The sequence below is a fragment of the Prosthecobacter sp. genome (assembly GCF_044378005.1).
GTDB lineage: Bacteria > Verrucomicrobiota > Verrucomicrobiia > Verrucomicrobiales > Verrucomicrobiaceae > Prosthecobacter.
In genome coordinates this window covers 61262-87073 of record NZ_JBILYB010000003.1, presented here as the reverse complement: position 1 = coordinate 87073, position 25812 = coordinate 61262, and the positions used below count along the sequence as shown (strand labels likewise).

Sequence of the window (25812 nt, the reverse complement as noted above, 5' to 3'; positions counted from 1 at the left end):
ATCTATGTTTGCCGTCAAGGAGAGCGTTTCGGACGTGGGGGATGGCCATCATTTGCAGAAAACCCGGGCTGAGGGCGGATGAATCAGGCTGGTTTGGAGGCTTTTTGTGCACCGGATGGGGCCCGTTCATGGGGGGATGAAAGTAGGGTTAGCCCCCATGGAATGCCGCAGTGCTCACCGCTAACTTGGCACATTCCAGCCCTCTTGCTCATCATGAAACGGACCATCTACCTCGCCTTCGCCACCCTTGCTTTCCCCTTCCTGGCGATGGCTCAATCTCCTGACACTCCGCCCGCTGCTCCGGCTCCAGGTGAAGAAAAGCCCGTGATCCCGGGTGCACCGGCCCCGGCACCTGACGCTCCGCCTGTGGTGCCACCCAGGGTGCCGCCTGTGCCCAGCCTGCCTGCCGTGCCACCCGCACCCATGCCCATTCCTGGCCTGCCGCCTGTGCCAGTGACTCCCGCGCCTGCCTCGCCTGAGAAACCAGACACACCAAGCTCCAAACGCCCCGGCAATCCCGGAGCCAAGGGAAAAGCCGACAGGCCCGGAATGCCGGTCCCGGTTCCCGCTGCCCCGGAAGCCGATCCCAAGTCCAATGCCGAGCCCCCGGTGCCAACTCCAGGCATGAAAGCGCCCACCGCCCCTCCGGCGGTGACCGATGGCAGCGTCACCCCACCGGCTGCCCCTGGCACTCCCAGAGCCCGCCCTCTCCCCGGCAGAAAACCCACGGATCGGAAAGGGCGTCCCTTTGGTTCTGCGCGGACTCCTCCGCCCGGCACCGGAACCCAGGTTCCGCCTAACACCCCAATGCCTGCGCTTACTCCCGCGCCCAAAGCTGCCGTGGAACCGAAAATCGTCGAGCGCCCCGTCGCCCAGAAGCCGCCTTCGAAAGAGACGGTCCAGGTGCTTGAAGACCAGGGCAAGCGCGACCGCAAAGCCGATGCTCAGCAAGCGCAGAAAATCGAAACCAAGGATGATGCCAAGCGCCTCCTCATGACCATCCTCGGCGGCGGTGCCGTCGGAGCCGCCATCAATGATCGCCAGGATCAGGGGCGTCCCGGAGATCGTCCGAGTGACCGCCCGGGAAACCGTCCAGGAGACCGCCCTGGAGACCGCCCTGGAGACCGTCCCGGTGACCGTCCCGGAGGTCGCTACAGTCATGGCTACCGTCCTTCATTCGAGGAAGTCGGCAGAACCCAGCAGGACCGCGAACGCAACGTCGGTATCATGGTGCAGCGCTTCCAAGGCCGTGCCCCGCAGATCGCGCCTCCACCTGCCGGTAGCCTCCAGCGCGATCCAAGGAGCTTTGAAATCAACCCGACTCATCGGAGCTTTGAGACCAGCCACACTCAGCGGCACACTCAGTTTTATGAGGGGAACCGCCGCGTCATTCGTTATTCCTCGATGCAGGAAATCCCACCGATCATTGTCGCCTCACAACAACTGAACCGCGTTCAGGTCATCCCTTTGGTCCAAAGCGCCTACACCGTCCGTCCGCAGGGCGCACCGCAGGGGCAATACTACAACGAAGTCCCGCAGGCCTACACCGCCGACAACGCTTATGCCGTCTCCTACGGCGTCGATCCTGAGTCCGCGATCAGTACGAATGACATCCTCTTCCGTCAGGGCTCCACGGACTTCGCCGACGCCTACTCCTACGACATTGTCATCGACGTGGCCGAGGCCATGAACGCCGACGCGCTGCTCAAAGAAACCTTCGTCATCGAAGGCCACGCCTCTGCCGAAGGTGAGTATGCCCAGAACCTCCTCCTCTCCCAAGAGCGGGCCGAGCGCATCTCGCGCGAACTCGTCCGCCACGGCGTGAGTGCCGAGCGCCTCATGCCCGTGGGCTATGGTGAAACAGAAGCCGCGCACCCCGCCAATGCCGGAGAAGGCGAGCGCCGCCTGGACCGCCGCGTCATGGTCTTCCGCATGCGCTGAAGCCAACCGTAATCCGGTCTCCCAGTTTCATCCGCACTGTGCCCGCTCCTAAAATCAGAACCACCGCCTCCGATGCGCTCGTTGGCATCTGGACCATCGCGCTGACGGCGTTCATCGTCGCAGCGCTTTCTTTTGCGCGCGAGCTGCTCATCCCGCTCGCACTCTCGGCGCTGCTCACCTTTCTGCTCTCGCCGTTGGTCACGCGCATTGAGCACTGGATCGGGCGCATCGCGGCGGTGTTGCTCGTCGTGCTGCTGATCTTCACCAGCCTGGGCGCGGCGGGTTGGATACTCAGCCGACAGCTTGTGGATCTGGCAACGAAGCTGCCCGAATACAAGGGCAACATCATTACCAAGATGCAGGCCTTCAAAGTGCCGCAAGGCGGAGTCTTCACCAAGCTGTCGGAGACAGTCGAGGAGCTGAAAAACGCGCTGCCTGGAGGAACTGCAGCGCCGGCCCCGACCATGTCGCAGCAGGCGGACAATCCCGGCTGGGCTGTCAGCTTTCCGCCGCACGCGCCGCCGCCAACCGTGCAGGCGCAGTTGGCCGAGCGTTCGAAGACGAATTCGTTCGAGCTGCTGCAGCTCATCATCGCGCCGTTGCTCGGGCCGTTGGGCATGGCCTCGCTGGTCCTGCTTCTGGTTATCTTCATGTTGCTAGATCGCGAAGACCTGCGCAGCCGAATCATCCGGCTCATCGGCCAGGGACGCATCAGCGCCACCACGCGCGCGATGGACGATGCGGGCCATCGCGTCGCGCGCTATCTCCTCATGCAGCTTGTGGTGAATGTGACCTACGGCATCCCCGTGGCGGTCGGTCTTTACTTCATCGGTGTGCCAAATGCGATGCTATGGGGCGCGTTCGCCACGGTCCTGCGTTTCATCCCGTATGTGGGGCCATGGATCGCGGCGGCCTTTCCCATCATCCTGTCGCTGGCGGTCTCCGATAGTTGGTGGTCGCCGCTGCTCACGATCGGCCTTTTTGTGGTGCTCGAACTGCTGAGCAACAACGTGATGGAACCCTGGCTTTACGGCAAGTACACCGGCGTCGCGCCCCTCGCCTTGATCGTCGCGGCGGTGTTTTGGACGTGGCTTTGGGGGCCTGTGGGGCTGGTGCTCGCCACGCCACTCACTGTTTGCCTTGTGGTCATGGGGCGGCATGTGCCGCGCCTCTCCTTTCTCAGCATCGTGCTCAGCGATGATGAGGCGCTCACGCCCGCCGAGGATTGCTACCATCGCTTGCTCACGCCCGGGGATCGCGATGAACTCGAGCTGGTCGAGTCTTATTTGAAGGCGAACTCGCTGACCGCGCTCTACGATACCGTGTTCATCCCGGTGCTCGCCGCCGCGGAGAACGATGCACGAGAGGAACGGCTGGAGCCTGCGCAGCTCAGCTACGTCCAGCAGAGCATGCGCGACATCATTGAGGACCTCGGCACACGCCCGACGCTGCCAGCGAGGATGGCTGCACTCGCCAGGACCGAAACCGTTGCCTGCGAGGCACCCGGCGCAGCGCTGATGCTCGCGCCGGACTGTCGCGTGTATTGCCTGCCAGCACGCGCAGATCGCGACGAACTCGCCGGCACCATGCTCGTGCAACTGGCGCGCCAGGAAGGATTCGGTGCACAAAATGCCCCTTCACAGCTCGTTGCTGGCGAGTTGCTGGGATTGACCGAAAAGGCCGATGTGGATGTCGTTTGTATTTCCGTCGTGGCACCGTCCACCGTCATCCACGCCCGCTATCTCTGTCTGAAACTGCGTGCGGTCTTGCCGAAGCTCAAAATCGTCGTCGGCCTCTGGGACGAGACTGAAGGTCTGACTGAAGCCACCAAGCGCCTGCGCGATTCCGGTGCCGATGAAGTGGTCACCACGCTGGCAGACGCTCTCGTGCAGATCGCCCGACTTGCTCCAGTGCTGACCGAAGAGATGACGCCCGCACCGATCCCCGCTGACGAAGAGGAGCGCCTCGCCGCGCTCACCGAGCTCAACCTGCTCGACACGGAAGCCGAGCCTGTCTTCGATCGCATCACGTCGAAGCTCGCGCGCGTTTTTGAAATGCCCATCGCTCTCATCAGCCTTGTGGATCGCGACCGCCAGTTCTTCAAATCGCAGACTGGCCTGCCCGAAAGTCTCGCCAAGGCACGCCAGACTGCGCGGAACGTTTCCGTGTGCGGGCATGTGGTCGCGAAGAACCAGGTGATCGTCATCGAGGACCTCGCGCGTGACCGGCGTTTTGCAAACAACCCGCTGCTCAAGGAACACGGCATTCGCTTCTATGCCGGCGTTCCGCTCCTCGCGCCCAATGGCCAGCCCATCGGCTCTCTTTGCCTGATGGACATGAAGCCGCGCCAGCTCACCGAGCGTGAGAAGCGCCTGCTCGAGGAATACGCCAACGAAGTCATGGAAGAGATCGCCCGCCGCAGCCCCGCGCGCCACACGGGACTTACGCATCCAATCGACAACTGATGGTCAATCCTGGCCTCGGTTACAGGATTGAAATGATTCACAGGATGAACAGGATTTTTCAGCCCTGTTCATCCTGACCCTCTTGTTAATCCTGTAGCAAAAAGATCCTTACATTTGGATGCGCAAGCCCAAGCACATCCGTGATATGATCGTTTGCTATTCCAGTGATTCGCCTGTCAGTGAGTCATCATGTCAGTAAAAACCAAAAAGCGCTTCGGCGTATGGATGGACACGCACCACGCGACCATCATCGGCTACAACCCCGACGCCTCTGCCTTCACCGTGCTCGGTCATGCCAAGAATCCAGGCCCGGGGGCGAATTCGAGCGAGAATGCCGCGAACAACCTCGAAATCACCCTGGTGCATAAGTACTTCAAGGAGATCGGCCACCATCTGGTGAACGCGGATGAAGTTCACATCACCGGCAGCGGCACGATCCAGGAGCAGTTCATGCGCTACCTGGGTGATACTCCCCAGTTCAAAAAGACGGTCACTTCCGAAAGCACCTCCAACCCCATGAGCGATGAAAAGCTCGTGGAGTTCGTCAGCAGCCATTTCAATTAAGCGATCCATCGCGCGAAGACTGTCCCGCGCCACCACCTTCTTGATTACCGGAAGAATCGTGCGGCGTAGCTGGCTTGCAGCTACTTGGCTCCACTCGCGGTGGAAAGAAACACCACCGCGACCTCGTCACCGCCCAGGGCTTGGGCATCCCAATAAAAAGGGGCTTATGGCGACAGGGTTGACAAGATTGGCAGGATTCACAGGTCTGAAAATCCTGTTCATCCGGTGAATCCTGTCCTGTCTGAGGTCAAACGTCGAGGTGCTCGGTGGAATGGAGATGAGGTGCTTAGATTCTGAAAATACCCGCCAGGGTTTCCGCAGAACCATCCAGGGTTCTGGAAAAACCCTGCTGGGTTTTGAAAATACCTTCCAGGGTTTTCACGAAACCCTGCAGGGTTCTGAAAAAACCTTGCTGGGTTTTGGAAATACCTTCCAGGGTTTTCGCGAAACCATGCAGGGTTCTGAAAAAACCTTGCTGGGTTTTGAAAATACCCTCCAGGGTTTCCGCGAAACCATGCAGGGTTCTGAAAAAAACCTGCTGGGTTTTGGAAATACCTTCCAGGGTTTTTGCAAAACCATGCAGGGTTCTGAGAAAACCCGGCGGGTTTTTCGCGGGTTGGGGCTGGGTTTTGAGGGTTTCCAGCCGGGTTTCGGCAGGGACTTCGAGGCTTTTCGGAGCTTTTGCCTGCCTGTCGGGACTGGGAAGCCGGGTGGGGGCGATTCCCTCCTTTCGGATCACCGTTCCGGCCTGTTCCTGCCCATTCTGAGTCTGTCTCACCGCCTTTTCGAACTGCCAAAGCCCGTCTGGCCCCTGTGAACTTATCCAACCGCTGTCCAAGCGAATCAGAGTGCATTCAATCGGAGGCGTGATGACAAGAGGAAATCAGGCACTCCAACTCGCTGCGCTGCGTGTAGATTTACTGAAAATTCTTTCCTAACCCACGCTTGTCTTGTTTGTCATGATTCATGAACTAAGAAGTTTGATCTTACAATGAGCAGCCTAGCCGGAGAATCAGCACTGAAAGAGTCCCTGGCGTTTGAAGTCATCTGGACGGTTCGTCACTTGATTGATTTGCTAGATGAAAGGGCAGTCTCCATTCAACTTGGCGGCGCACCTTCTGAGGCGGGAATCGACTTTAGATTGGTCGTAGGTGAGCATGAACAGCATCATCAAGTGAAGCGTGCTTCCGGCTACGCTAACATTTATCACCGCACCGCATGGACTGCTTCGCGCATTGTCAGAAAGCCCTGCATTGCTGCCAGCTAATTTGGTTCAATTCCTGAATCATATCATCGACCGAGTTATCCGAAGCGGAGAGATTGAAAATAACAGCCTGCGCTACCAACTTGATACCGTTGGAGAGATTGTTCTCAGGCTTTACCATGAAAATCGAGACTCCTTAGTCCGTCGAGATGCCCTAGATCTAATGGATCGTCTATGTGAGATTGGGGCACTTGGCACAAAGGGCTTGGACTGAATTAGCCTGAATAATCACGGAGCAAAATATCAGGGGCACAACTTAACAGGAAAACACCGCAGAGATGAGCGGATGAGTGATGAGTGAAGACATGGAGACGGCCATGCAGCAGACGCGGAGATGAACCCGAATGACGAAGTTCCTCGGGGTAGGAATGCCCCGGTTACTCCATCACCCGCCGGTTCAAGAACGGATAGCTGGTGACGATCTCGGTGATGAGCGTCTGCAGCTTGTAGCCGTCCTGGGTGATGGTGCTCATCATGCGGTCCACGACGATCTCGTCGTAGCCGCCCAGTTTTCGGCAGAGGGCGTAGGCGAGGAGTTTTTCGGTGAGGTTGCGGGCGAGGTCGTCTTTCCGGGCGGCGATGATGGTCTTCAGTTCCTTGGGGGATGAGAAATGTTTGCCGCCGGGGAGCTCGCCCACGGCGTCGATCTTGCCGCCGGTGTCGTCCTGGTCACGCCAGCGGCCGATGGCGTCGAAGTTTTCCAGGCCGAAGCCGATGGGGTCGAGGATCTTGTGGCAGTTGTTGCACACGGCGTTCGTGCGATGCAGCTCCGTGCGCTGGCGCAGGGTGAGATTGCCGACTTTCTTCTGGTCCTGCTTTTCCAAGGTCGGCACGTTCGGCGGGGCAGGGGGGACGTGCTCGCCGAGCACCTGCTCCAGCACCCAGACACCGCGCTTCACGGCACTGGTGCGATTGGGGAAGGAGGTCGTCGCCAAGATGCCGGGCATGCCGAGGATCCCGCCGCGATTGGGGTTCGTGAGCTTTACCTGACGCATCTGCGGTCCGGTGATGGTCTTTTCCATGCCATAAAGGAGGGCGAGGGTGCCATTGAGGAAGGTGTAATCACTGTCCACGAAGCTGACGACGCTGCGGTCCTCACGCACGATGCTTTCAAAGAAGAGCCGGGCCTCGTCAACCATGGCGGAGCGCATCTCGTGGGTCATCTGGGGGAACTTGGCGGGGTCAAAGGTCTTGTCCTTGAGTTCCCCGAGTCCGAGCCACTGGGCACCAAAGCCGTCGAACAGTGCTCGTGAGCGTGGATCGGCGAGCATGCGCTTGGTTTGCGCCTTGAGCACGGCGGGCTCGTGGAGTGTTCCGGCATCGGCCAGCTCGGACAATTCGGCATCGGGCATGGTGGCCCAAAGCAGATACGAGAGGCGCGAGGCGAGCTGGTAATCGTCCAGCGGCACGATCTTCTGGCTGGCGTCCGCTTCCTTCGCAGGGGTGATGAAGAGGAACTGCGGGGAGACGAGCACCGCTTTGAGCATGAGGCGAAGGGAGGCGGTGTGGTCGAGTTTGTTTGTGCGGCCGAGATCAAAGACGCGGACGAGCACGTCGAGTTCCGAATCCGTGGGCGGTCGGCGATAGGCGCGGCGGGCGAGGGTTCGTGCGACTTCGCGGACGTCGGTTTTTTTATCCCCCAAGAGTCGTGTCTGGGCCTTGGCGGGCCTCTTTGGCAAGGCTGCGTTCGCGATGCTGAGATACTGCTCGGATTGCAACGGCGAGAGCGAGTTCATGTAGCCCTCGCCCGCCACCTCATCCGGAAGTTCAGCGGCCACGGTAGCATCCACGCCGAGCAGATCCTGCAGCGTGTTGCCATACTCCGACTTCGTCAGTCGGCGGATCACAAAGGGGCCGGGATCGCGGGCGCTGAGGTATTTGATCTGCGCGAGGGCATCGAGGAAATGCTGGCGCTCATCGTCGGAGGGCTGGTCGGCGTCGTCGGGCGGCATGTCGTTTGCGTTCACGTTCGCGATGCACTCCATCCACTTCCGACTGAAGGCGGAGTCGCCCGGTTTACGCAGAGCGACTTCGAGATTCAGCCCGGCCTTCGACTTTCGGTTCCCGTGGCACTCGACGCAGTATTTCTTCACGAAGGGCTCGACGTGCTGCCTGAAGGATTGTTTCGCCTCCGCCAGCATGGCATCCGCTTCTTTGTCCTCCGCTGTCTGAGCCTGGCAGGGCAGCGCCAGCGCTAGGTTCAAGAAGGCCATGGCCATCAAGCCAGAGCGAGTCAGTTCGGGTTTGATCATTCGAATCTTCAACGGGGGGCTGAAGGCTACGAATGATCCTTCCGGCCTCTATCGGGATTGCATCGGAGCCCCATGAAGTCTTCGGCTTCAGGGAGCCGCCACCAGCTTCTCGCCACTCGCGGGCATCGTCTTGGTCGGTTCGCCGGTGAGGAGTCCGTGTTTTACGAGAAATTGGTCAGCGGCGATGAGCGTTACGGTTTGCCAGGGGCCTTTGTTAAAGAAGCTGTGCGCCTGACCTGGGGCGATCTGGAGGTCGATGGTTTTGGTGCCGAGGGATTTCCATTTGGCGTGGGCGGTGTCCCAGCCTTTTTTCCAGGTGTCCTGGTCGCCGAAGAAGGCGATGGCGGGCGGGAGGTCGGCCTTTAAATGGCGCAGCACGTCGATCTCGGCGTCCTTGTCGTCATCGGTGGCGAAGGCGGGATTGAACCACACATAGGCGACCACGCTTGTGTCGATGTCCTTGGGGTCGGCGGGGTCGTTCAGGCCGGGATTCATCGTGGCGAGGGCGCTGATGTGTCCGCCCGCCGAGCCTCCGCCGGTAATGATGCGCTGTGAGTCGATGCCGAGTTCGGGGGCCTTCTGCTTGAACCAGCGGATGGCGGTTTTGGCATCGGTGACGCACACCCGTTTGCGTGTTTCGCCTGCGGGAAGTTTCGCGGCATCCGCCTGGCTGAGCATCTGATACTCCGCCGTGGCGCAGACGAGTCCGCGACTGGCGAAGTAGGCGCAGGCGATGCGAAACTGCCCCAGCGAACCGCCACCCCAGGCCCCGCCGTGGAAGAGGATCATGCCGGGCACCTTTGATTTTGCGGGATCGTGATTCGGCGGGAAGTAGATCTCCATCTGGCGCTCTTTGCCGGCGGAGGTCTTGTAGATGTAGGGTTTGCCAGCAGGTGCGTCGGCACCGATGCCGCCTTTGGCTTTGGCGGGTTTTTCCGCAGCGAGGGATGCCCCACAGAGGGCGCAGAGGATCACAGAGAAGAGTTTCATGAGAGAGATTGTGGCGGCGGGTTCAACGCGGGCCGGGTGCATGGATTTGCGCGGCATTTTTTGGCAGGCCAGGGTAGTCCCCTCGCGCGGTTTGCTTCTTTTTGCCGAGAGACTCCCCGGTTTCCCGGTCAAACGAGTCTGGCGTGAGGTGGGCGGGCGCAGCGTCCCCGGTCTCGGCGGTCCATTGATCCAGCAGCGCGGAGAGCCGGGATTTGATTTCAGCGTGCGCGGGATCGGAGGCTAGATTGTGGAGCTGGTTGGGGTCTTGCGCGGTCAAATACAGCTCCTCCGCAGCACGCGGAGCCTGAAACACATCGGCCTGGGCCGGCGTGAGCTTTTGTGCATCGCGCAGGGCTTTGAGCGAATCAAAGGAGGGCGAGCGGACGGCATCGGCGGGGCCCTGCCAGGCGAGCGCGGGGCGCTGGTTGCGGAGGTAAAGCCAGCCCTCGCTGCGCACGCTGCGGCCATGCGCTTCATAGTCGTGCCAGTTGTGCTCGGAGAAGGCGTGGCGGCGGGTGATGCTCTGCGGATCTTTCAAAAGTGGCATGAAGCTGACGCCCTGGAAGCTCGGCGGTGCCTTCACTCCGGCGGCTTCGAGAAAGGTGGGCGCGATGTCGATGACGCTGACGAGGCTGGCGCTGCTGGAGCCGCCCTTCGCCATGCCTGCGGGCCAGTGGGCCACGAGCGCGGTCTTCATGCCGCTGTCATGCAGGCGCGTCTTTGCACGCGGGAAAGGGCGGCCATTGTCCGCGAGCACGAGGATAAGCGTGTTCTCAAGCTGGCCCTGGGCGGCGAGTGCATCCGCCATCTGACCGATGAAGTGATCAAAGCGCGTGATCTCGTTGTGGTAAGAGGCCAGATTGCCGCGCGTCGCCTCGTCATCGGCGAGGAAGGGCGGCACCGTGATGTCCTGCGGGCGATGTTTGGGGCCGTACTTCGACTCCACCCATTCTTTGTCCGCGTCCCAGGCGCGGTGCGCATCCAGCGAGGCGAACCAAAAGAAGAAGGGCTTGTCCTTGGGCCGCTTTTCGATGGTTTCGGCCCACTTCGACTCCCCACCGTGATTCTCCGGCGTGGTGCCGGGATCGATCAAGTCCCAGGTCTCCGCGCCGACCGGGCCGCCCACCCGTGTCATGTGGTTTTTGCCGACGATGGCGGTGAAGTAGCCGCTTTCACGCAGGAGGGTCGGCAGCCAGGGAAGGTTCGCGGCGATGGGCTGGTGCAGCTCCGCCGCGGGACCGTTGTTATGTGGATAGCGTCCCGTGATGATGCTGGAGCGGCTGGGGCTGCAACTGCTGGCGGTGAGGTAGGCTTCCGTGAACTTCATGCCACCCGCTGCGAGCGCGTCGATGCGTGGCGTGCGCGCAGTCTTGCTACCGTAGCAGCCGAAGTCGTCCCAGCTCACGTCATCGGCGATGCACACGATGAGATTGGGCCGTGGCTCCGCCGCCGTGAGCCAGGAGCCAGAAGCAAAGAGACTGAGCGAGAGGAAGGCGAGGCGTTTCATGAGAAGCTGGATGGGGCAACATCGAACGCGTTGAACGTTCAACATCGAACATCGAACTGAGTTTGACCTTTCCTTCGGGGCACCGCCAGCATGGAACTGAGCGGGGTGAACCGTGAAGGTGGTGGATGGGATTGGCTCAGGAGACACCGATTCCGCCTTCAGGCGGAAATGGAGTCCAGGAGCACAACCCTGCCCGTTCGTTGCTTGATGAACACTCGGGAGTGGGTGTCTCAGCCTTACTTGCTGACCAACTTTGCCGAAGCTACCTTGCCTTCGTCGGAGACGATGGCTCCGGTGAGTTCGGGTTTGCAGTCGCCTTTGAGTTCATCGCGGAACTTTTTGATGAAGCTCTGGGTGGGCCAGGAGGCAGCTTCGCCAAAGGCGCAGATGGTCTTGCCTTCGATCTGATTGGCGACGGTTTCCAAGGTGTCCACGTCGTCCGGGCTGGCGTTGCCGCCGACGATGCGGTCGCTGATCTTCTTCATCCAGAGGCTGCCTTCGCGGCAGGGGGTGCACTGGCCGCAGCTCTCGTGGGCGTAGAAGTTGTTCAGGTTGTTGATGACCCAGGTCATGCTGCGGGAGTCATCCATGATGATGACGCCACCGGAGCCGGCCATGGTGCCGCACTGGGCCATGGTGTCGAAGTCCATGGGGATGTCCATGATGCCGATCTCGCGCCCGTCCTTGAGTTTGAATTTCTCGTCGGCACGCAGCACTTTCGAGGAACTGCCGCCGGGGATGATGGCCTTGAGCATGCGGCCCGGTTTGAGACCACCGCAAAGGACGTCGATGACCTCACCCATGGTGACTTTGCCAACTTCGACTTCGTAGTAGCCGGGCTTCACGACATCGCCGGAGACGCAAAGGATGCGGGTGCCGGTGTTGTTCGCGGTGCCGAGCTTGGCGTATTCCGCGCCGCCCATCTGGATGATGTGCTTCACATGGCAGAGGGACTCGACGTTGTTCACGATGGTCGGGCTCATGTAGAGGCCGAGCGCAGCAGGGAAGTAGGGGGGCTTGATGCGCGGGTAGGGGCGCTTGCCTTCGAGGGACTCGATGAGGCCAGTCTCTTCACCGCAAATGTAAGCGCCAGCGCCGCGATGGACGTAGATTTCGCAGTCGAAGCCGCTGCCTTGGATGTTCTTGCCGAGGAAACCTTTTTCGTGGGCTTCGGCGATGGCTTTCTCGACGATGATGGCCGCCTGGGGGAACTCCTCGCGGATGTAGATGTAGCCGAGCTTCGCGTTCACGGCAAAGCAGGCGATGATCATGCCTTCGAGGAGCTGATGCGGGTCCTGATGCAGGATGTAGCGGTCTTTGAAGGTGCCGGGCTCGGATTCATCGGCATTGCAGATGAGATAGACGGGCTTGGTGTTCGTGGGCGGGATGAAGCCCCATTTCACGCCGGTGGGGAAGCCTGCACCGCCACGTCCGCGCAGGCCGCTGGCCTTCACTTCGTTGGTGATGGCGCTGCGCTCCATCTTGAGGGCGACCTTGAGCTGCTCGTAGCCGCCGTCGGCGAGGAAGCTGTCGATGGACGGGGTGTAGCCCGTGCGGTCGATGTTCTTGAAGATCAGCCGTTTTTCACGGGAATGAGGCTCTTTGCCGGGGAGATAAGTGATCGCCATGAGGGAGGGGTTCGCTGGGGGCAGTATTCAGCTACGGCAGGGAGCGGCAAGCGGGTTTGTGAAAAATTTCACAAGCCCGCTCGGGTTGCTGTTTCGACAGGGATTTGTGCCTCAGATCACCGGTCCGGCCACATCCGCCCACTTGGCGTGCCATTCTTTGAAGACGATGGGGCTGATCTCGCTGGGCTTGATCTCGCTGCGGCCACCCCAGAAGACGTTCGTGTATTCGAGCGGGATGCCGGTCTCGACGAGGTGCTTGTCGATGGCGGCTTTGTGGGCCAGGACGGTTTCTTTGTCGGTGCCGTGGATGACGCCCATGATGTTGACGTTGGCGAAGCGGTCGCCGCCTTCACGCCAGTAGGCGTGGGTCATGATGGGGTGACGCCCGACTTCGCCGCCGGCGCGTTCTTCCATGCCTTTCGGGACTTTCCAATGGAAGAGGGCGTTGAAGCGGGTGACGCGAACGCCACTGGCGCTCGGTTTGACGTGCTCCAGGAAGGTGGAGAAGCGGCCGATGACGCCCTTGGCATCGAGTCGTTTGGCGACTTCGCAGAATTTCTCCAGGGAGACACCGGCATCTTTCGCGCGGCCAGCCCAGGGCTCGGGGCCGATTTCATCGGAGGAAAGGTCGCCTTTGAGGTGGAGTAGGACATTCCATTCTTCGGCATCGAGGTCGGCGATGTTGGTGGTCATCATCACGGCGGGCTCGTCGGCCTTTTCACCAGGTTCCATGCTCTTGCGGCGGACATGGCCGACGCCGAGGGCGAAGATGCCGTGGGCCTGCATGGTGTAATAATCTTCAGCTCCGATGAGGCGCTTCAGGACATCGCAGTGGTCGTTGATGTTGCGGTCCTGCGGAACTTTCAGCGTGGTCCAGAGCCGGAAGTCACTGCCGCTGACTTCGCGGTCGGTGCTGCGGAGGACGACGTGACCGCTGAAGGGGTCTTGTTTGAAGAGGAACTCGAAGGCGGCCTCAAGTTTATCGGTGGGAACCTTCCAGGCGACGAGGGCACCTTCGGCGAGTTTGTTTGCAAGCAAGGTTTGGCGGACTCGGCGGATGACGCCAGCGGCCAGCATGGCGCGGATGCGCTCCACGACGGTGTCGAAGGGGAGGCCACTTTCCTCGGCGATGAACTGGAAGGGATGCTGATGGAAGCCTTTCACACGGTCCTCACTGACAGCCAGAATGCGGGCGTTGATTTCTTCGGTGTGTTCAGTCGGGATCGAGGCGGCAGGAGTCATGTGGAGGAAGGGATCGGAGAGCATGGCACAGCTTTCACGCCGTGCGGGGCGCGACTCTTAGCTTCTCCGCTGAAAATGACAAGGCGGGGCTGACCTTGCACAAGCATCGGCCAACCCCGCCCTGCAAAAACAACTCAACCCATCAACCCCACCAGTGGAAATACTGGTTCATCCATCCCACGGCGGCGGCGAGGACACCGAAGACGATGGCGAGTTCCACGAGCTTGCCCAGGCGCTTCTTCTGGCGGGCACGGCGCTGCACGAGCGGGATGCCGCTGGTCTGGCGTTTGGTCTTGGAAAAAACGGGCTCGGGCGCCGGAAGGGTATTCCGGGTGCTGAGCCTGCGCTGGCGCATGGCCACGGGCGCGGAGGCGATGGTGCATTCGAGGCGCTCGATCTCGTCTTCCAGCTCGCGGGAGCGGGTTTCGAGCTGCCTCATGTGTGTTTTCGAGGGCTTGGCGCTGGGGAGCGGCTGCGCCAGAAGATCCGAAGCGTAGCGCGGGCGTGGAGTGCGTACTTTTTTGTACATGGCGGGAGCGTTTGGAACGGGATCAGAACATCAGACGGGCGATGATCAGCAGCACGACGAGCGTGGCGATGAGAGCGGCATTGAAGGCGAAACCTCGGCGTGCCCAGGTGAGGAGATCGTCTTTATTCCCGGAGGCAAAAAGCACTTCACCTGCGGCCTGGACTTCAGCGGCCTCTTCTTGTGCCGTCATGGCGCTGTGGATCGGGGAGATGACAGCGGCTTCGGCCTGAGCTGGGCGATGCTGCATGAGACGGCGGACGCCTTTTTCATAGCTGGTCTCGGCTTCATTCAGGGAATCAAGCGCACGGTCGAGCTCGTGGTCGAGCTGGCTGCGCTGCCAGCGTTCGGGCAGGTAGGTTTTGAGGTCGTCGAGCCGGTCTTCGAAGTCTTTCTGGGTAACCGCGAGGTCTTCCACCCGACGGCGGGTGTCTTCCAGCTCTTCCATGATGGAGCGCAGGGCGCGCTCGAGCTTGTCGGTGACTTCCTTTTTGCCGGAGACAAAGCGCTCCTGCTTCTGACGCAGGCCTTCAAGGATCTGCTTCTGGCGCTCCACTTCTTCCTGCTGGGCGCGGAGGGCGGCGAGACGATGCTGGGCCTCGCGCACCTGCTGGTCCATGTCGTCCATCGTGTCATCGTCGTGCTGGCGGTAGGAAAACTCCGGAGCTTCATCGAAGCGGAGTACGTTTTCCTCGGGAACCGCGACGGCAGTGGAGGAGGAGGGAGCGACGGGAGAGGATGTTCGGCGGGACATGGGTATCGCTTTTTTAGATTTAGCGATATGAATATTACAGATCCCTTAGATAATCCAGATTTTTCGTCTTCTTTTTCGCGAGCCACCAAGGTATTCCTCCGAACACTATCGTCAGAAAGGCTACGAATCCCAAGGCCGCACACTCGCCCTGCATGACCTCCCCCGGAGTCAGGGGCATTTTGTGCAAATCCGCCCGCCAGGCCACGGCATCAGGAAGCGCCAAAGCCGCCGCACTGCCCAAAATATAGAGAAAGCTGCCGATCAGGCAAAGGGTGCCCCCGAAACCCGAGATCACACGGGCGGGGTTGGGCTCGCGGAAATTGGGCAGCAGTGCCCCGAGTGACAGTGACATTGCTGTCAGGCCATAGCTTTGCAAAATCACCGCTCCGCAGAAGAACACCGCGCGCCTCAGCGGCAGTTGAAGCGAGACACTGGACATCACGACGAGCAGCGTGGTCAGCAGGGCGAGCACCCCGGCGATGAGGCGCAGCTTCAGGCTCATCACCCTCTCCAGTGGCAGCGGAGAAAGCCCAAGTATCCAAAGCCGCTGCCCCTCCATGCTGAACTGCGGGAAGACGAAGCGTGTCGTCAGCGTGGACAGGGCAAGGCAGCAGACGAGAAGATTCAGGTGACTGATGACCAGCGTCCAAAACGGATTCTGCAAATCGTAGCCGAGGTGGCGCAGATTCGAGCTGTACATGAGAAGCATCCCAAAGATCAGCAGACATTGGCCCCATTGAGTCGGCTCGCGGAGAAAGGTGAGCACATCTTTCGTCAGCAGTGCATGAGAGGCGCGGTCGAGTCGCAGCATGCGCCGCCAGACATCGCCACCAGTCTTCGGGCTCTTTTGCCGGAACCAAGCCAGCTCTCCTGCACGAGCCTGAGCCTCGGGGGCGGCCGTCATCACCCGATGCCACGCCGGGTAGAACATTGCGGCCCCAAGCCGAGCCGTGATCACGAGCGCAAAGAGCGCATTCGCCAGCAGTGTCAGCAGGAAAAAGATCGCCTGACCATTCAGTCTGCGGCTGGAAGCAAAGAGCGCCTCCGCCACCCACGAACTCGGCAGCATCGGATGCATGCAGACCTCCGTATGACGCAGCACATCGTGCAGACTCGCCACAATATCTGCCCCCTTCCCAGACTCGGGCGCATCGATCCAGTAGCGCTGAAAGGCCACCGCCAGCAGCCCCACCGCCAGCGCGATCACCACCCGCCACCACCAGGGCCGCGCATATCTCACCAGCAGCAGCAGCGCCCACGTCGAGACATTCGCCGAGATGGTCACGAGGCAGAGCAGAGCTGGCAGGCCCAGCAGATAAAACGTCAGCCCACTATGAAAAAGCTGCCCCAGCGCCAGCAGGATCGGCGCGCTCAGCACGATGAGTCCCCAGCTCGCCAGCATCATCCCTTCCAGCGTCTTCCACATCACCAGGCTCCGCTCCGGCAGCGGCAGCGCCACCTGCCATTCCATATCCTTGCGGCGAAAGAGGCCCATGCCCGTGATTGTCGCGTTGGAAATCACCAGCATCACGAAGAAGAAAAAGAACAGCAGATACACCAGCCGCTCCGTCAGCAGCGGACCAAAGAGCGGCGTCTTGTGGATGAACCCCAGCCCGCGTGAGACCAGTACATACGCCGCCACGCTGTAGAGCAAAAGAAAGCCGCTGATCGTTGCCACCATCAGCCGGTTCTGCGTCAGCAATTCCTCCACCTGATGCCTGAAAGCACGCCCGTGGGTGCGGGCGAGCAGCATTGTGGCGGCAAAAGAAGTCATTCGCACGTTTCATACGACGAACTCTCGCTTCACAGCAAGCCACATCCTTCCACTTCCGTTCAGAACCCGCACTTGCCGCCGCTCTCCGCGCCTGTCACTCTCCACTCCCCCATGATTTTTTCTCTCACCTCGCGCATCCTCCGCACCGTCGATCCGCTCTGCCTCGCCAAAGTCGGCTGGAACTTCGGCTTCAAAGGTGCGCGCTCCGTCATGCTCTTCAAAAAGCGCATGGAGCAGGGCCAGTTCTTCCCGCCCTTCCTCTACGTCTCCATTTTAAACTCCTGTAACCTCCGCTGCCAGGGCTGCTGGGTCGATGTCGATAAGCCGCGCGAAGCCATCAAGCTCGACGAGCTGAACAAAATCGTGAACGACGCCAAGAAGCACGGCAACTCCTTCTTCGGCATCCTCGGCGGCGAGCCCTTCATGCACCCGGAGCTCTTCGACTTCCTCGCCAATCACCCCGACTGCTACTTCCAGATCTTCACCAATGGCCAGTTCATCACCGAAAAAGTCGCCACCGCCCTGCGCAAGCTCGGCAACGTCACCCCGCTCATCAGCGTCGAAGGCAACAGCAGCGTCAGCGACGAACGCCGTGGCAATAAAGACGTCCTCAACCGCACCCTCCGCGGCCTGCAAAACTGCCTCGACGCCAAGCTCCTCACCGGCGTGGCCACGAGCCTTTGCCAAACCAACATCGACGACCTCCTCACCCGCGAGTGGCTGCAAAAGCTCATCGACATGGGCGTCCACTACACCTGGTACCACACCTACCGCCCCGTCGGTCCGAAGATCAACGACCAGCTCGCTCTCTCGCCGGATCAAATCACGAAGGTCCGCCGCTTCGTCACCGACATGCGCGCCGAGATGCCCATCGCCATCGTCGATGCCTACTACGATCACAACGGCAAAGCCCTCTGCCCCATGGCCACCGGCATCAGCCACCACATCGGCCCCACCGGCGGGCTCGAGCCCTGCCCCATCATCCAGTTCGCCACCGAAAACGTCCGCACGGATCGCGACCTCTTTGATGTCTTCACCCAGTCCGCCTTCCTCAAAGACTTCCGCGAAACCGCCGCCCAGCACACCCGTGGCTGCATCGTCCTGGAGCGCCCCGATCTCGTGAAGCAGCTCGCTTTAAAACACAGCGCCAAAGACACCACCATCCGCCAGACCGCCATGGCCGAAGTCGAAGGCATGAAAGCCCGCACCAGCCAGTGGCGCGAGGAAGAAGAGATCCCCGAGAAGCACTGGATGTACAAGATCGCCAAGCGCTACTTCTACCACGACTTCGGCGTCTATCAGCAGCTCGACCCCAAGGCCCACAGCCCGAAGTCCTAGCCTGGTGGCACGTGATGCGTGCGTCCTTGACCGTGAATTGCCAGTCGGTTCCGTAGTGGGTAGCATTGCTGATACTCGCCACCAGTCCGAATCCCATGAGATGGTCTCCCAGCAGCTTGAGCGTCCAGCGCGCCGCGCCTTGCGGCGGCGGGCTATAAGGTGGCGGCCAAGCCATGCACCGCCACTTCCAGACTATGCTCACATAACGAGCCGTGGATGCGGTATGTATTGGCCATGCTTACCCTCTAGCACCACGGCACCACTTTTCACCCCTCGACTAGGCTGTTCTGAGCCCACTAGTGGTTAAACAAAAATTCCTTCGTATTCAGCAGTGCCCATAGGAGATCTTCATAGCCATTGCGTTTGGCCCGTTGGGAGTCGAGTGGCTTGCCTGCGGCATCGTTGCGGGGCTTCATCAGATGCGTTTCGGCGATTTTCACCTCATCGGCTGTGGGTTCTCGGGAATAGGCAGCGAGGTAGAGTTCGCGGATGCGTTTGGGCTCGGACATCTCGGCTTTCGTGAGTTGCTCGGCGCGGCCATTAGTCGCGGTGAGTTTGGCTTTCACGTCGGGAGCGTTCATCAAATGAAGGCTTTGAGCGAGGCTGGCGGAGGAGACACGTTCGCATTCGCAGACACTGGTGTTGTCAGGTCGTCCGAAGACTTTGAGGAAGGGGGAGGAGCGCGTGTAGCTGTTGTCGGGCAGGGAGACGGCACGGGTGCCGGGCGGGAGATCGGCGAAGTCGGTCTTCGAGGCGGTGACCATATCAATGCCATCGAGCAGGACCTCGGCGGTCATGCGCTTCGGGTAGTAGTGTGAGTAGGCCTGACGATCGACGGCGTTGTGCTCGTTCGGCATGGCGCTGAGCTGGTAGGTGTGGCTCTGTGCGATGACACGGACAAGGGATTTGAGATCGTAATGGTTGTCGGTGAAGTGCTTTGCCAGCGCGTCGAGCAGTTCGGGATTCGTCGGTGGATTCGTGTCGCGCAGGTCGTCTTCGGGCTCGATGAGACCGCGTTTGAAGAAATGCTTCCAGTAGCGGTTCACGAGTGATTTAGAAAAGAAGGGATTGTCCTTCTTGCTCATCCAATCGGCGAGCGCGAGGCGGGGATCATCGTCAGGCGCGATGTCGAGTGGCGGCTCACCGAGACCGGCGGGCTTGAGCATGACGCGGGTTTTGCGGTGCTCGGTCTGCGCGGTGCCGCGCTTGTGGAAGATGAGGTCTTCACCGGCGATGGCGGTCGGTTTGCGGCCGATCTGGCTGAAGAAGGCGGCCATTTGGTAATACTCGGCCTGCGTCCAGCGCTCGAAGGGATGATGATGGCACTGCGCGCACTGCATGCGCACGCCAAGGAAGAGTTGTGCGACGTCCTCGACCTGAGTGGTAGGCTCTTTGACTCGCTTGTACCAGGCGACGGGCGGATTGGAAACAATAGTGCCAGTGGATGCGAGGATCTGGCGAACGATTTGATCGTAGGGCGTGTTCGCCAGCAGGTTGTCACGCATCCATGCGTGGAAGGCGAAGTTTGCGGTGATGTCGGCAGCCTCGGTGCGCTGGTTCTTGAGCAGCGCGGTCCATTTGTTCGCGAAGAAGTCGGCGTAATCGGGCGAGTTCAGCAGCGCCTCAACAGCGCGGTCGCGTTTGTCAGGTGCCTTGTCGGCGATGAAGGCTTTCGTTTCATCCAGCGTGGGCAATCTGCCGCCGATGTCGAGCGAGACGCGGCGGAGGAAGGTGCTGTCATCGCAAATCGGCGAAGGAGGAATGCCGATCTGCTTCAAGTTCGCAAACACATGCTGGTCGATGAAATTCTTCACCGGCGGCAGCGCATCCACCGGCGCACCCAGTGGCACCGAGACGCTGCACACGCTGACTTTGCCGCCGAAACGCACCATGACGGCGACATTGCCGGGGATGTCGAACGTCTGAACGAGGCCCTTGTCATTGGCGGAGGCCATGGCGGTGTCATTGGCTTCAAAGAGCGCGAGCTTCGTCACATCGCGGCTGCTGCCGTCGGAGTAGCGGGCGGTGACTTTGAGTTGCTGCGCGGTTTTGACCTTCAAGGTGATGCGCGCTGGTTCGACCGCGATCTCGGTCAGCTTCGGCTCATTCTTTTGCTCATACGGCATGCCTTCGGCGATCCAGCGCACGAGCGTCTGATAGTGCTCGGAGCCCGGCTCGATCTTCTTCCCGCCCGTGTGCGGCACGATGGCGGCTCCTTTCGTGATCAGCAGGCTTTCCTCCGGTGCAGGTGGGAAGACACGGCGGCCCTTGCCCTGCTTCACGATGGCTTCGTAATCCTCTTCCGGCTCGAAGCCGAGGACGCTGAGGCGGAAGCCTCGCTGGCCGGTGATGGCTTTCGCATGGCACGCACCGGCATTGCAGCCCGTCTTCGTGAGGATGGGCTGGATGTCTCGCACGAAGCTAAGTGGCTGCGATGATTCGGCAGCGAAGCTCACTCCGGTGAACATCGCAATCATCCATAAAATCAGGGGGGCGTTCTTTGGCATTGCTCTAAACCTACGTTCTGAGAACGCCGATTTTCGCAGCGGATCAATGGCTGGCGGAGAAGTGCCTGCCCCGCACTTCGCAGAATTGTGGGCTGCGCACGATCATCTCGACGAGCGTGCCGATGCGAAGATCACTCTTCAACATCGAGTCGATCAGCGGTTTGTCGGAAAGCTGCACGCTGCGTCCGAGGGCGTAGCCGAGGAGTTTGCGGCAGAACTGGCGCAGGAAATCGTCGCGGCGCTTGGTGAGGAGGTAGTCGCGCAAGTCGGCAAGGCCATCGACAGCAGTGCCATCGGGCAAGGTGGTCTTCGTGTCGGCTTTTCGAGCACGACCGATGGCGTCGAAGCCTTCCAAAGCGAAGCCGAAGGGGTCGATGCGCTTGTGGCAGCCCATGCAGTTCTCATCGCGGCTGTGGCGCTCGATGAGCTGCCGCTCGGTGAGGTCGGCTGGGGCTTCCTCCGGCAAAATGGGCACGCCTTTCGGCGGAATGGGCAGCTTTTCACCAAGCACGACCTCGGTGAGCCAGGTGCCTCGCAGGATGGCGCTGTTGCGTGAGGCTCCGGCTTGTTTGGAGAGTGTCGCAGCAAAGCCAAGGATGCCGCCGCGGCCTTGGGCGTGGAGGCCGTCGATGCGCTTCCATTCGCCTTTCGAGTCGAAGCCATAGTGCTTCGAGAGCGCTTCGTTCACGAAGGTGTGGTCGGCATCGAGCAGGCTGAGGACGCTGCGGTTGTTTTGGATGAGGTCGATGAAGAAGCGGGTGACTTCTTCCTGCATGTCGTCGCGGAGGTCGAGGAAGGTGGGGAAGTGGCGCTCGCTCTTTTCATCGAGCGTGGCGACATCCCGCACATGCAGCCACTGGCAGCCGAACTCGGTGGCGAGACGGCGCACTTTGTCGCTGCGCAACATGCGTGGGAGCTGTGTAGCGACCTCCTTGGCCGTGCGCAGTTCGTCATCGGGAGTGGAGGACCAAAGAAAGTAGCTCAGCCGTGTGGCGAGCTCCTGCTGGCTCACGGGGCCGGTCTTGTCGGGCGCTTTCTCGCCGCGATACAAAAACGCGGGCGAGGTGAGCACACGGACGAGCATCAAACGCGGTGGAAAGGCTTTCAGCGCGGTCATTTCCTTCTCGTTGAGCGGACGACGCCATGCCTTCGCGGCGAAGTCGATCACAGCCTGGCGCTGCACGGCATCGGTGGCTTTTTGCTGCACTTTGAAGGCGGCGGCGGCTTTCATAATTGGATCGCGCATCGGTTCGAAGGCGCTGGGCTTTGCATCCTGCGTGGCGAATTGATAAAGCTGCTCAAAGGCATCGACTTGCTTCAGCGGGGCTTCGCTGACGAAGAGCAGTTCGTCCCAAAGGTGGTCGAGTTCGCGTGATTCGGCCTCGGTGAGCATGAGGCGCTTCAAAGCTTCGTCTTCGCGATAAAACAGCGTGAGCGTGACGACTTCGTCCACCGGCACGATGCGGTTGTAGCAGAGCGCGATGGGGAAAAGAGCGCGGAAGTAATCGAAGGCGGTTTCGAAGCGCTCTCGGGCCTCGCTGCCGTCGTTCACGAGGATTGGGGCGCTGTGCTGCGTGACGAGGTTGTTGTCGCTCCACTGGCCTTGCTTCAAGCCCGTCTCGGACTTGCCGGCGACGAGGCTGGTGGTGGCTGGCTGCTTCTCGGTGAGCACCTGCATTTGCACGCTGCCGCTGGTTTTGGAGGCCAGCTTTCCTGTGACGACAAACTCAGCGCCATTGGCGAGTGCGGCGGGGATGGTTACTTCGATGACGGAAGGCGCTTTGGCACTCAGGTCGGACTTGTCGGACGAGTCGGACCTGTCCGACAAAAACGGTCTCAGCAGCGGTGAGTTCAGCGGGAAGTCCTTTTCCAAATACTGCCGCACCTTTACCGCCAGCTCCACCGACGGCTTTTTCCGCCACTCGGCGATGGGCGCAGGCACATCGGGCGCGGCTTCGAGTGTGGCGGGCTGGCTGAGGAAGTGCCACGCACCGTGTGGATTGCCTTTCAGGATGTTCGGTGACACGTCCTTCGCGAGATCCCATGTCTTTTGGCCGTCGTGGAGCGTCAGATTGATCGCGGTGAGGTCGCAGACGTGGCTGCCATCGCGCGGGCCGATCACGAGCGCGACGACTTGGTCGGCTTCGATGCGCACGTTTTCAAAAGGGCCCATCGGCAAAACGGTCGCGCCTTTTGTGGCACCGCTGGCGAGCACCTCGCTGGTGTGACCGCGACGCACTTCGAGTGCCCAGGTGACACCGTTGCCGCATTCGGGATGCGCATCGGTCACATCGCCTTGAATGCGAAACATGCCTGGCTTTTCACAGCGCCATGCAATGACCGAGGCTCGTGTCGGCGAAGGATGCGTGGCGATGCTGTGGGCCTTCATCACGCCTGGCGTGCGAACGGTGGTGTCGGAGGAGTTTGCCAGCACGCCGAGCGCCTGATCGCCCTGCCAGCCTTGGATGAAGGTGTAGTCTGGCGTGCTTTTGAGTTGTTTGGTGAGCAGCGGTTCGAGCTTCGTGGTGCCGTAGCCGAGGTATTCGCGCCACGCCGTCATCAACGCAGGGTCGGCACCGTCTTTGCCACTCGCAATGGCATCGAGGCACTTCTCGGTGCTTGCGATGATCTTCGTGCGTTGCGCTTCGAGATGCTTCACGAGCGCTGGAAGGCCGCTGATGGGTAGATCGGGCCTGCCGGGAGCCACGAGGCGTGGATTTTCCCAGATCACATCGTCATCGGCGCTGCCATCGCCTGCGTCGGTGGTGGTCAAATAGAGCGTCACATCGCGATCCGAGGTGAGTTTGACTCGCATCTCGTGCTGGGGCACGAGCGGCGCCACTGGCTCTTGCCAGGCCTTCGGGCCGTTTTCTTTGCCGATGTGGCCGACGTTGGCGAATCGCCACAAAACTTGCTGCCAAGGCTCGATGTCGGTAGCGGTGAGTTTTTTCTCGCGGAACTTGGCGCGAAGCGAATCGAGCAAAGCGGACTGTTTCGTGCTCGTGAGTGCCTCGCGGAGGATTTGGAGATATTTCGTGCTCAAACCATCAGCGCTGCCGCGGCCTTGGAGAGCATCGAGATACTTCGCGAGCGGCAAACGACCGCCGCCAGTGCCTGTGTCGAGCTTGATGCCTTGGGCTTCTGTTTGCGTGCCTGCCGCTGTGCCCGTGTGTCGTGCGTAGATGGCACGGATGGCCGCGAGTGCCTCATCCGTCCAATCCTGCGCCGAGGTGCTGGCGGACCAGCGCATGCCGTGTGGGGTGAAGACCGCGTGACTCGCGATGTCCTTCGCCGCATCGAGATACTTCGTGAGCAAAGCGGGCGACATGACGAGAGCCGCGCCTGCATTCGTAAAACCTTCGCCCGCTGCGCCATCGACGGGAAACTCCTTCGCCGGATCGAGCGACTCGATGCCGGTCAGGTCATGCAGCGTGTAGGTGTATTCCATGTTCGAGAGCCGACGCAGCACCACCGGCCCCGGATCGCCCGCATTGGCTAGCGCGATCTGATCCAAGGTGCCACGCACCCAGTCCGTGAGCTGCTTTTTCTCCGCTGTGGAGAGCTGCTTCTCCTTCTTTGGCGGCATCTCGCCGAGCTGCATCTGATCGAGCACGTTTTCCCAGATGTGCGGCTCTTTATAAATGTCGGAGGCTTCGAGATCGAGGTCGCCTTTCTGCTCTTTCGTCGAGTGGCAGTTGAGGCAGTGGGTTTGGAGAACAGGCAGGATGGAGTTTTTAAACACGCGTGTCTCGGCGGCACTGCATTGGGTGGCTGCGACGAACAGCAGGGCGATCTTGTTTTTGAAATCCATCTCTTGCCAATACGGCGATCCTTGGCTGTCCCCATCATGAGAGATCAGTCTCCTGACTCTACCCAAACGGAGGTTTCAAATCTTTTCGCCCTATCTCGTCCTTGCTCAGGGGGGGGGCGGCACAGAGTTTTAAGGCTATCAAAGGGCCGCCTTACCTCTCGCGGATTGTCATCCTGTTACCATTCAATGACATGATGTGGAGGTTTACCGCTTGAAGCGGCAGAGTGATCGCGTTTAAAGCACTATCACTCATGTTTTTCGCCGCCCTGCCAGAGCCCAGCCGTATCGGAGATGTCTTGATGGCATTTCTCAGCATCGTTTTCGAAGGTGCCCCCTACATCCTTGTTGGCACCGTTTTGTCGGGCCTCATTGCCGCCTTTCTCGACTCCCGTCTGCTGGATAAAGTGCTGCCGAAGAATGGGGTGCTCTCCACCTTCGTCGCGGGCGTGCTCGGACTCGTCTTTCCCGTCTGCGAATGCGCGGTGGTGCCGGTGATCAAGCGGCTCGTGCAAAAAGGGCTGCCGGTCTCCTGTGCCGTGACCTACATGCTCGCCGCGCCGATCATGAACCCCATCGTGGCCATCAGCACGCTGACGGCTTTCAAGGAGTTCCAGAAAGTCACTGGCTGGGAAACCATCGGCAATGCCACGATGACCCTCTCTCGTCTCTCGCTCGGCTATGCCGTCGCGGTGATCGTGGGCCTGATCGTGCTGCGCTTCCGCCCGGATGAGATTTTGAAGAAGAACATCGTCGATGGTATCGCCAAAGTGGATGCGGATGGCAATTACGCCCACGCTCCCAAGACCAGCTTCAATGCCAAGCTCGTCCACGCCATGCGTGCGGCGATGGGTGACTTCCTCGACACGACGATGTATTTCACCATCGGCGTCATCATCACCTCGGTCTTTAATACGCAGGTCGATCAGTCCATCCTCAACAACGTCGCTGGCAATGAATGGCTCGCGCTGCCTTCCATCATGGGGCTCGCCATCGTGCTTTCCCTGTGCAGCACCTCGGATGCCTTCATCGCCGCGCCGATGGCCGCCTTTTCCATGGCGGCGAAGCTGGCCTTCCTGGTCTTCGGTCCGATGATGGACATCAAGCTTCTCTTTATGTATTCCGGCGTCTTCAAGCGCCGCGTCGTCATCGCTCTCCTTATCGGCCTCTTTATCCTCATCGGCTGCCTGTCTGAGCCTTGGATGATGATGATCCAGAAGCTCGCCACCAAGTAATCTCTCCAAGTCTTCGT

General features: G+C 60.5%; 17 protein-coding genes. 6 read left to right on the top strand and 11 right to left on the bottom strand.

Annotated features, from left to right (window positions below):
• Positions 1 to 213: 213 nt before the first annotated feature.
• The 3 genes from AC6FTP_RS01380 to AC6FTP_RS01370 all read left to right on the top strand — a co-directional run bounded on the left by AC6FTP_RS01380 (position 214) and on the right by AC6FTP_RS01370 (position 4970).
• Positions 214 to 1941, top strand: coding sequence for an OmpA family protein (locus AC6FTP_RS01380; RefSeq protein WP_497205108.1), 1728 nt, complete (start codon positions 214 to 216; stop codon positions 1939 to 1941).
• 38 nt (positions 1942 to 1979) lie between these two features.
• Positions 1980 to 4406: an AI-2E family transporter gene (locus AC6FTP_RS01375; protein ID WP_497205107.1), complete on the top strand. Its 2427-nt coding sequence runs from the start codon at positions 1980 to 1982 to the stop codon at positions 4404 to 4406.
• A 189-nt stretch (positions 4407 to 4595) separates the two neighbouring features.
• Positions 4596 to 4970, top strand: a complete 375-nt coding sequence (locus tag AC6FTP_RS01370) for a hypothetical protein (protein ID WP_497205106.1) — start codon at positions 4596 to 4598, stop codon at positions 4968 to 4970.
• Between the two features lie 286 nt (positions 4971 to 5256).
• On the opposite strand, the gene AC6FTP_RS01365 is transcribed toward AC6FTP_RS01370, so the two are convergent.
• Positions 5257 to 5808 carry a hypothetical protein gene (locus AC6FTP_RS01365; protein WP_497205105.1) on the bottom strand — a complete coding sequence of 184 codons (552 nt, stop codon included), beginning with the start codon at positions 5806 to 5808 and terminating at the stop codon, positions 5257 to 5259.
• A 153-nt stretch (positions 5809 to 5961) separates the two neighbouring features.
• Between AC6FTP_RS01365 and AC6FTP_RS01360 the strand changes: the two genes are divergently transcribed.
• Positions 5962 to 6237 carry a hypothetical protein gene (locus AC6FTP_RS01360; RefSeq protein ID WP_497205104.1) on the top strand — a complete coding sequence of 92 codons (276 nt, stop codon included), beginning with the start codon at positions 5962 to 5964 and terminating at the stop codon, positions 6235 to 6237.
• 374 nt (positions 6238 to 6611) lie between these two features.
• On the opposite strand, the gene AC6FTP_RS01355 is transcribed toward AC6FTP_RS01360, so the two are convergent.
• The 8 genes from AC6FTP_RS01355 to AC6FTP_RS01320 all read right to left on the bottom strand — a co-directional run bounded on the left by AC6FTP_RS01355 (position 6612) and on the right by AC6FTP_RS01320 (position 16907).
• Complete coding sequence (locus AC6FTP_RS01355; RefSeq protein WP_497205103.1) at positions 6612 to 8486, bottom strand: DUF1592 domain-containing protein; 1875 nt, start codon at positions 8484 to 8486, stop codon at positions 6612 to 6614.
• 87 nt (positions 8487 to 8573) lie between these two features.
• Positions 8574 to 9476, bottom strand: a complete 903-nt coding sequence (locus tag AC6FTP_RS01350; RefSeq protein ID WP_497205102.1) for an alpha/beta hydrolase — start codon at positions 9474 to 9476, stop codon at positions 8574 to 8576.
• A 22-nt stretch (positions 9477 to 9498) separates the two neighbouring features.
• On the bottom strand, positions 9499 to 10983 hold the full coding sequence (locus AC6FTP_RS01345) for a sulfatase family protein (protein WP_497205101.1): 1485 nt from the start codon (positions 10981 to 10983) through the stop codon (positions 9499 to 9501).
• 236 nt (positions 10984 to 11219) lie between these two features.
• Positions 11220 to 12611 (bottom strand): NADH-quinone oxidoreductase subunit NuoF, encoded by a 1392-nt coding sequence (gene nuoF, locus AC6FTP_RS01340; RefSeq protein WP_497205100.1) that lies wholly within the window; start codon positions 12609 to 12611, stop codon positions 11220 to 11222.
• Positions 12612 to 12722: 111 nt separating this feature from the next.
• Complete coding sequence (locus AC6FTP_RS01335; RefSeq protein WP_497205099.1) at positions 12723 to 13877, bottom strand: Lrp/AsnC family transcriptional regulator; 1155 nt, start codon at positions 13875 to 13877, stop codon at positions 12723 to 12725.
• 118 nt (positions 13878 to 13995) lie between these two features.
• Complete coding sequence (locus tag AC6FTP_RS01330) at positions 13996 to 14382, bottom strand: hypothetical protein (protein ID WP_497205098.1); 387 nt, start codon at positions 14380 to 14382, stop codon at positions 13996 to 13998.
• 22 nt (positions 14383 to 14404) lie between these two features.
• Positions 14405 to 15133 carry a hypothetical protein gene (locus AC6FTP_RS01325; RefSeq protein ID WP_497205097.1) on the bottom strand — a complete coding sequence of 243 codons (729 nt, stop codon included), beginning with the start codon at positions 15131 to 15133 and terminating at the stop codon, positions 14405 to 14407.
• Positions 15134 to 15167: 34 nt separating this feature from the next.
• Complete coding sequence (locus AC6FTP_RS01320; RefSeq protein WP_497205096.1) at positions 15168 to 16907, bottom strand: putative ABC transporter permease subunit; 1740 nt, start codon at positions 16905 to 16907, stop codon at positions 15168 to 15170.
• Positions 16908 to 17018: 111 nt separating this feature from the next.
• On the opposite strand from AC6FTP_RS01320, the gene AC6FTP_RS01315 reads away from it, so the two are divergent.
• Positions 17019 to 18245: a radical SAM/SPASM domain-containing protein gene (locus AC6FTP_RS01315; protein WP_497205095.1), complete on the top strand. Its 1227-nt coding sequence runs from the start codon at positions 17019 to 17021 to the stop codon at positions 18243 to 18245.
• A 296-nt stretch (positions 18246 to 18541) separates the two neighbouring features.
• On the opposite strand, the gene AC6FTP_RS01310 is transcribed toward AC6FTP_RS01315, so the two are convergent.
• Together AC6FTP_RS01310 and AC6FTP_RS01305 are read right to left on the bottom strand one after the other, a co-directional pair.
• Positions 18542 to 20752 (bottom strand): DUF1549 domain-containing protein, encoded by a 2211-nt coding sequence (locus AC6FTP_RS01310; protein WP_497205094.1) that lies wholly within the window; start codon positions 20750 to 20752, stop codon positions 18542 to 18544.
• 43 nt (positions 20753 to 20795) lie between these two features.
• On the bottom strand, positions 20796 to 24563 hold the full coding sequence (locus tag AC6FTP_RS01305; protein ID WP_497205093.1) for a DUF1592 domain-containing protein: 3768 nt from the start codon (positions 24561 to 24563) through the stop codon (positions 20796 to 20798).
• 251 nt (positions 24564 to 24814) lie between these two features.
• Here AC6FTP_RS01305 and AC6FTP_RS01300 point away from each other — a divergent pair, with 251 nt between their 5' ends.
• Positions 24815 to 25795 carry a permease gene (locus AC6FTP_RS01300; RefSeq protein WP_497205092.1) on the top strand — a complete coding sequence of 327 codons (981 nt, stop codon included), beginning with the start codon at positions 24815 to 24817 and terminating at the stop codon, positions 25793 to 25795.
• The last annotated feature ends 17 nt before the right edge of the window (positions 25796 to 25812 follow it).

Excerpts from the sequence above, each read along its gene's own strand:
- AC6FTP_RS01380 (WP_497205108.1), top strand. The coding sequence starts at position 214 with ATGAAACGGACCATCTACCTCGCCTTCGCCACCCTTGCTTTCCCCTTC.
- AC6FTP_RS01370 (WP_497205106.1), top strand. The coding sequence starts at position 4,596 with ATGTCAGTAAAAACCAAAAAGCGCTTCGGCGTATGGATGGACACGCAC.
- AC6FTP_RS01360 (WP_497205104.1), top strand. The coding sequence starts at position 5,962 with ATGAGCAGCCTAGCCGGAGAATCAGCACTGAAAGAGTCCCTGGCGTTT.
- AC6FTP_RS01355 (WP_497205103.1), bottom strand. The coding sequence starts at position 8,486 with ATGATCAAACCCGAACTGACTCGCTCTGGCTTGATGGCCATGGCCTTC.
- AC6FTP_RS01350 (WP_497205102.1), bottom strand. The coding sequence starts at position 9,476 with ATGAAACTCTTCTCTGTGATCCTCTGCGCCCTCTGTGGGGCATCCCTC.
- AC6FTP_RS01345 (WP_497205101.1), bottom strand. The coding sequence starts at position 10,983 with ATGAAACGCCTCGCCTTCCTCTCGCTCAGTCTCTTTGCTTCTGGCTCC.
- nuoF (WP_497205100.1), bottom strand. The coding sequence starts at position 12,611 with ATGGCGATCACTTATCTCCCCGGCAAAGAGCCTCATTCCCGTGAAAAA.
- AC6FTP_RS01335 (WP_497205099.1), bottom strand. The coding sequence starts at position 13,877 with ATGCTCTCCGATCCCTTCCTCCACATGACTCCTGCCGCCTCGATCCCG.
- AC6FTP_RS01330 (WP_497205098.1), bottom strand. The coding sequence starts at position 14,382 with ATGTACAAAAAAGTACGCACTCCACGCCCGCGCTACGCTTCGGATCTT.
- AC6FTP_RS01325 (WP_497205097.1), bottom strand. The coding sequence starts at position 15,133 with ATGTCCCGCCGAACATCCTCTCCCGTCGCTCCCTCCTCCTCCACTGCC.
- AC6FTP_RS01320 (WP_497205096.1), bottom strand. The coding sequence starts at position 16,907 with ATGACTTCTTTTGCCGCCACAATGCTGCTCGCCCGCACCCACGGGCGT.
- AC6FTP_RS01315 (WP_497205095.1), top strand. The coding sequence starts at position 17,019 with ATGATTTTTTCTCTCACCTCGCGCATCCTCCGCACCGTCGATCCGCTC.
- AC6FTP_RS01310 (WP_497205094.1), bottom strand. The coding sequence starts at position 20,752 with ATGCCAAAGAACGCCCCCCTGATTTTATGGATGATTGCGATGTTCACC.
- AC6FTP_RS01305 (WP_497205093.1), bottom strand. The coding sequence starts at position 24,563 with ATGGATTTCAAAAACAAGATCGCCCTGCTGTTCGTCGCAGCCACCCAA.
- AC6FTP_RS01300 (WP_497205092.1), top strand. The coding sequence starts at position 24,815 with ATGTTTTTCGCCGCCCTGCCAGAGCCCAGCCGTATCGGAGATGTCTTG.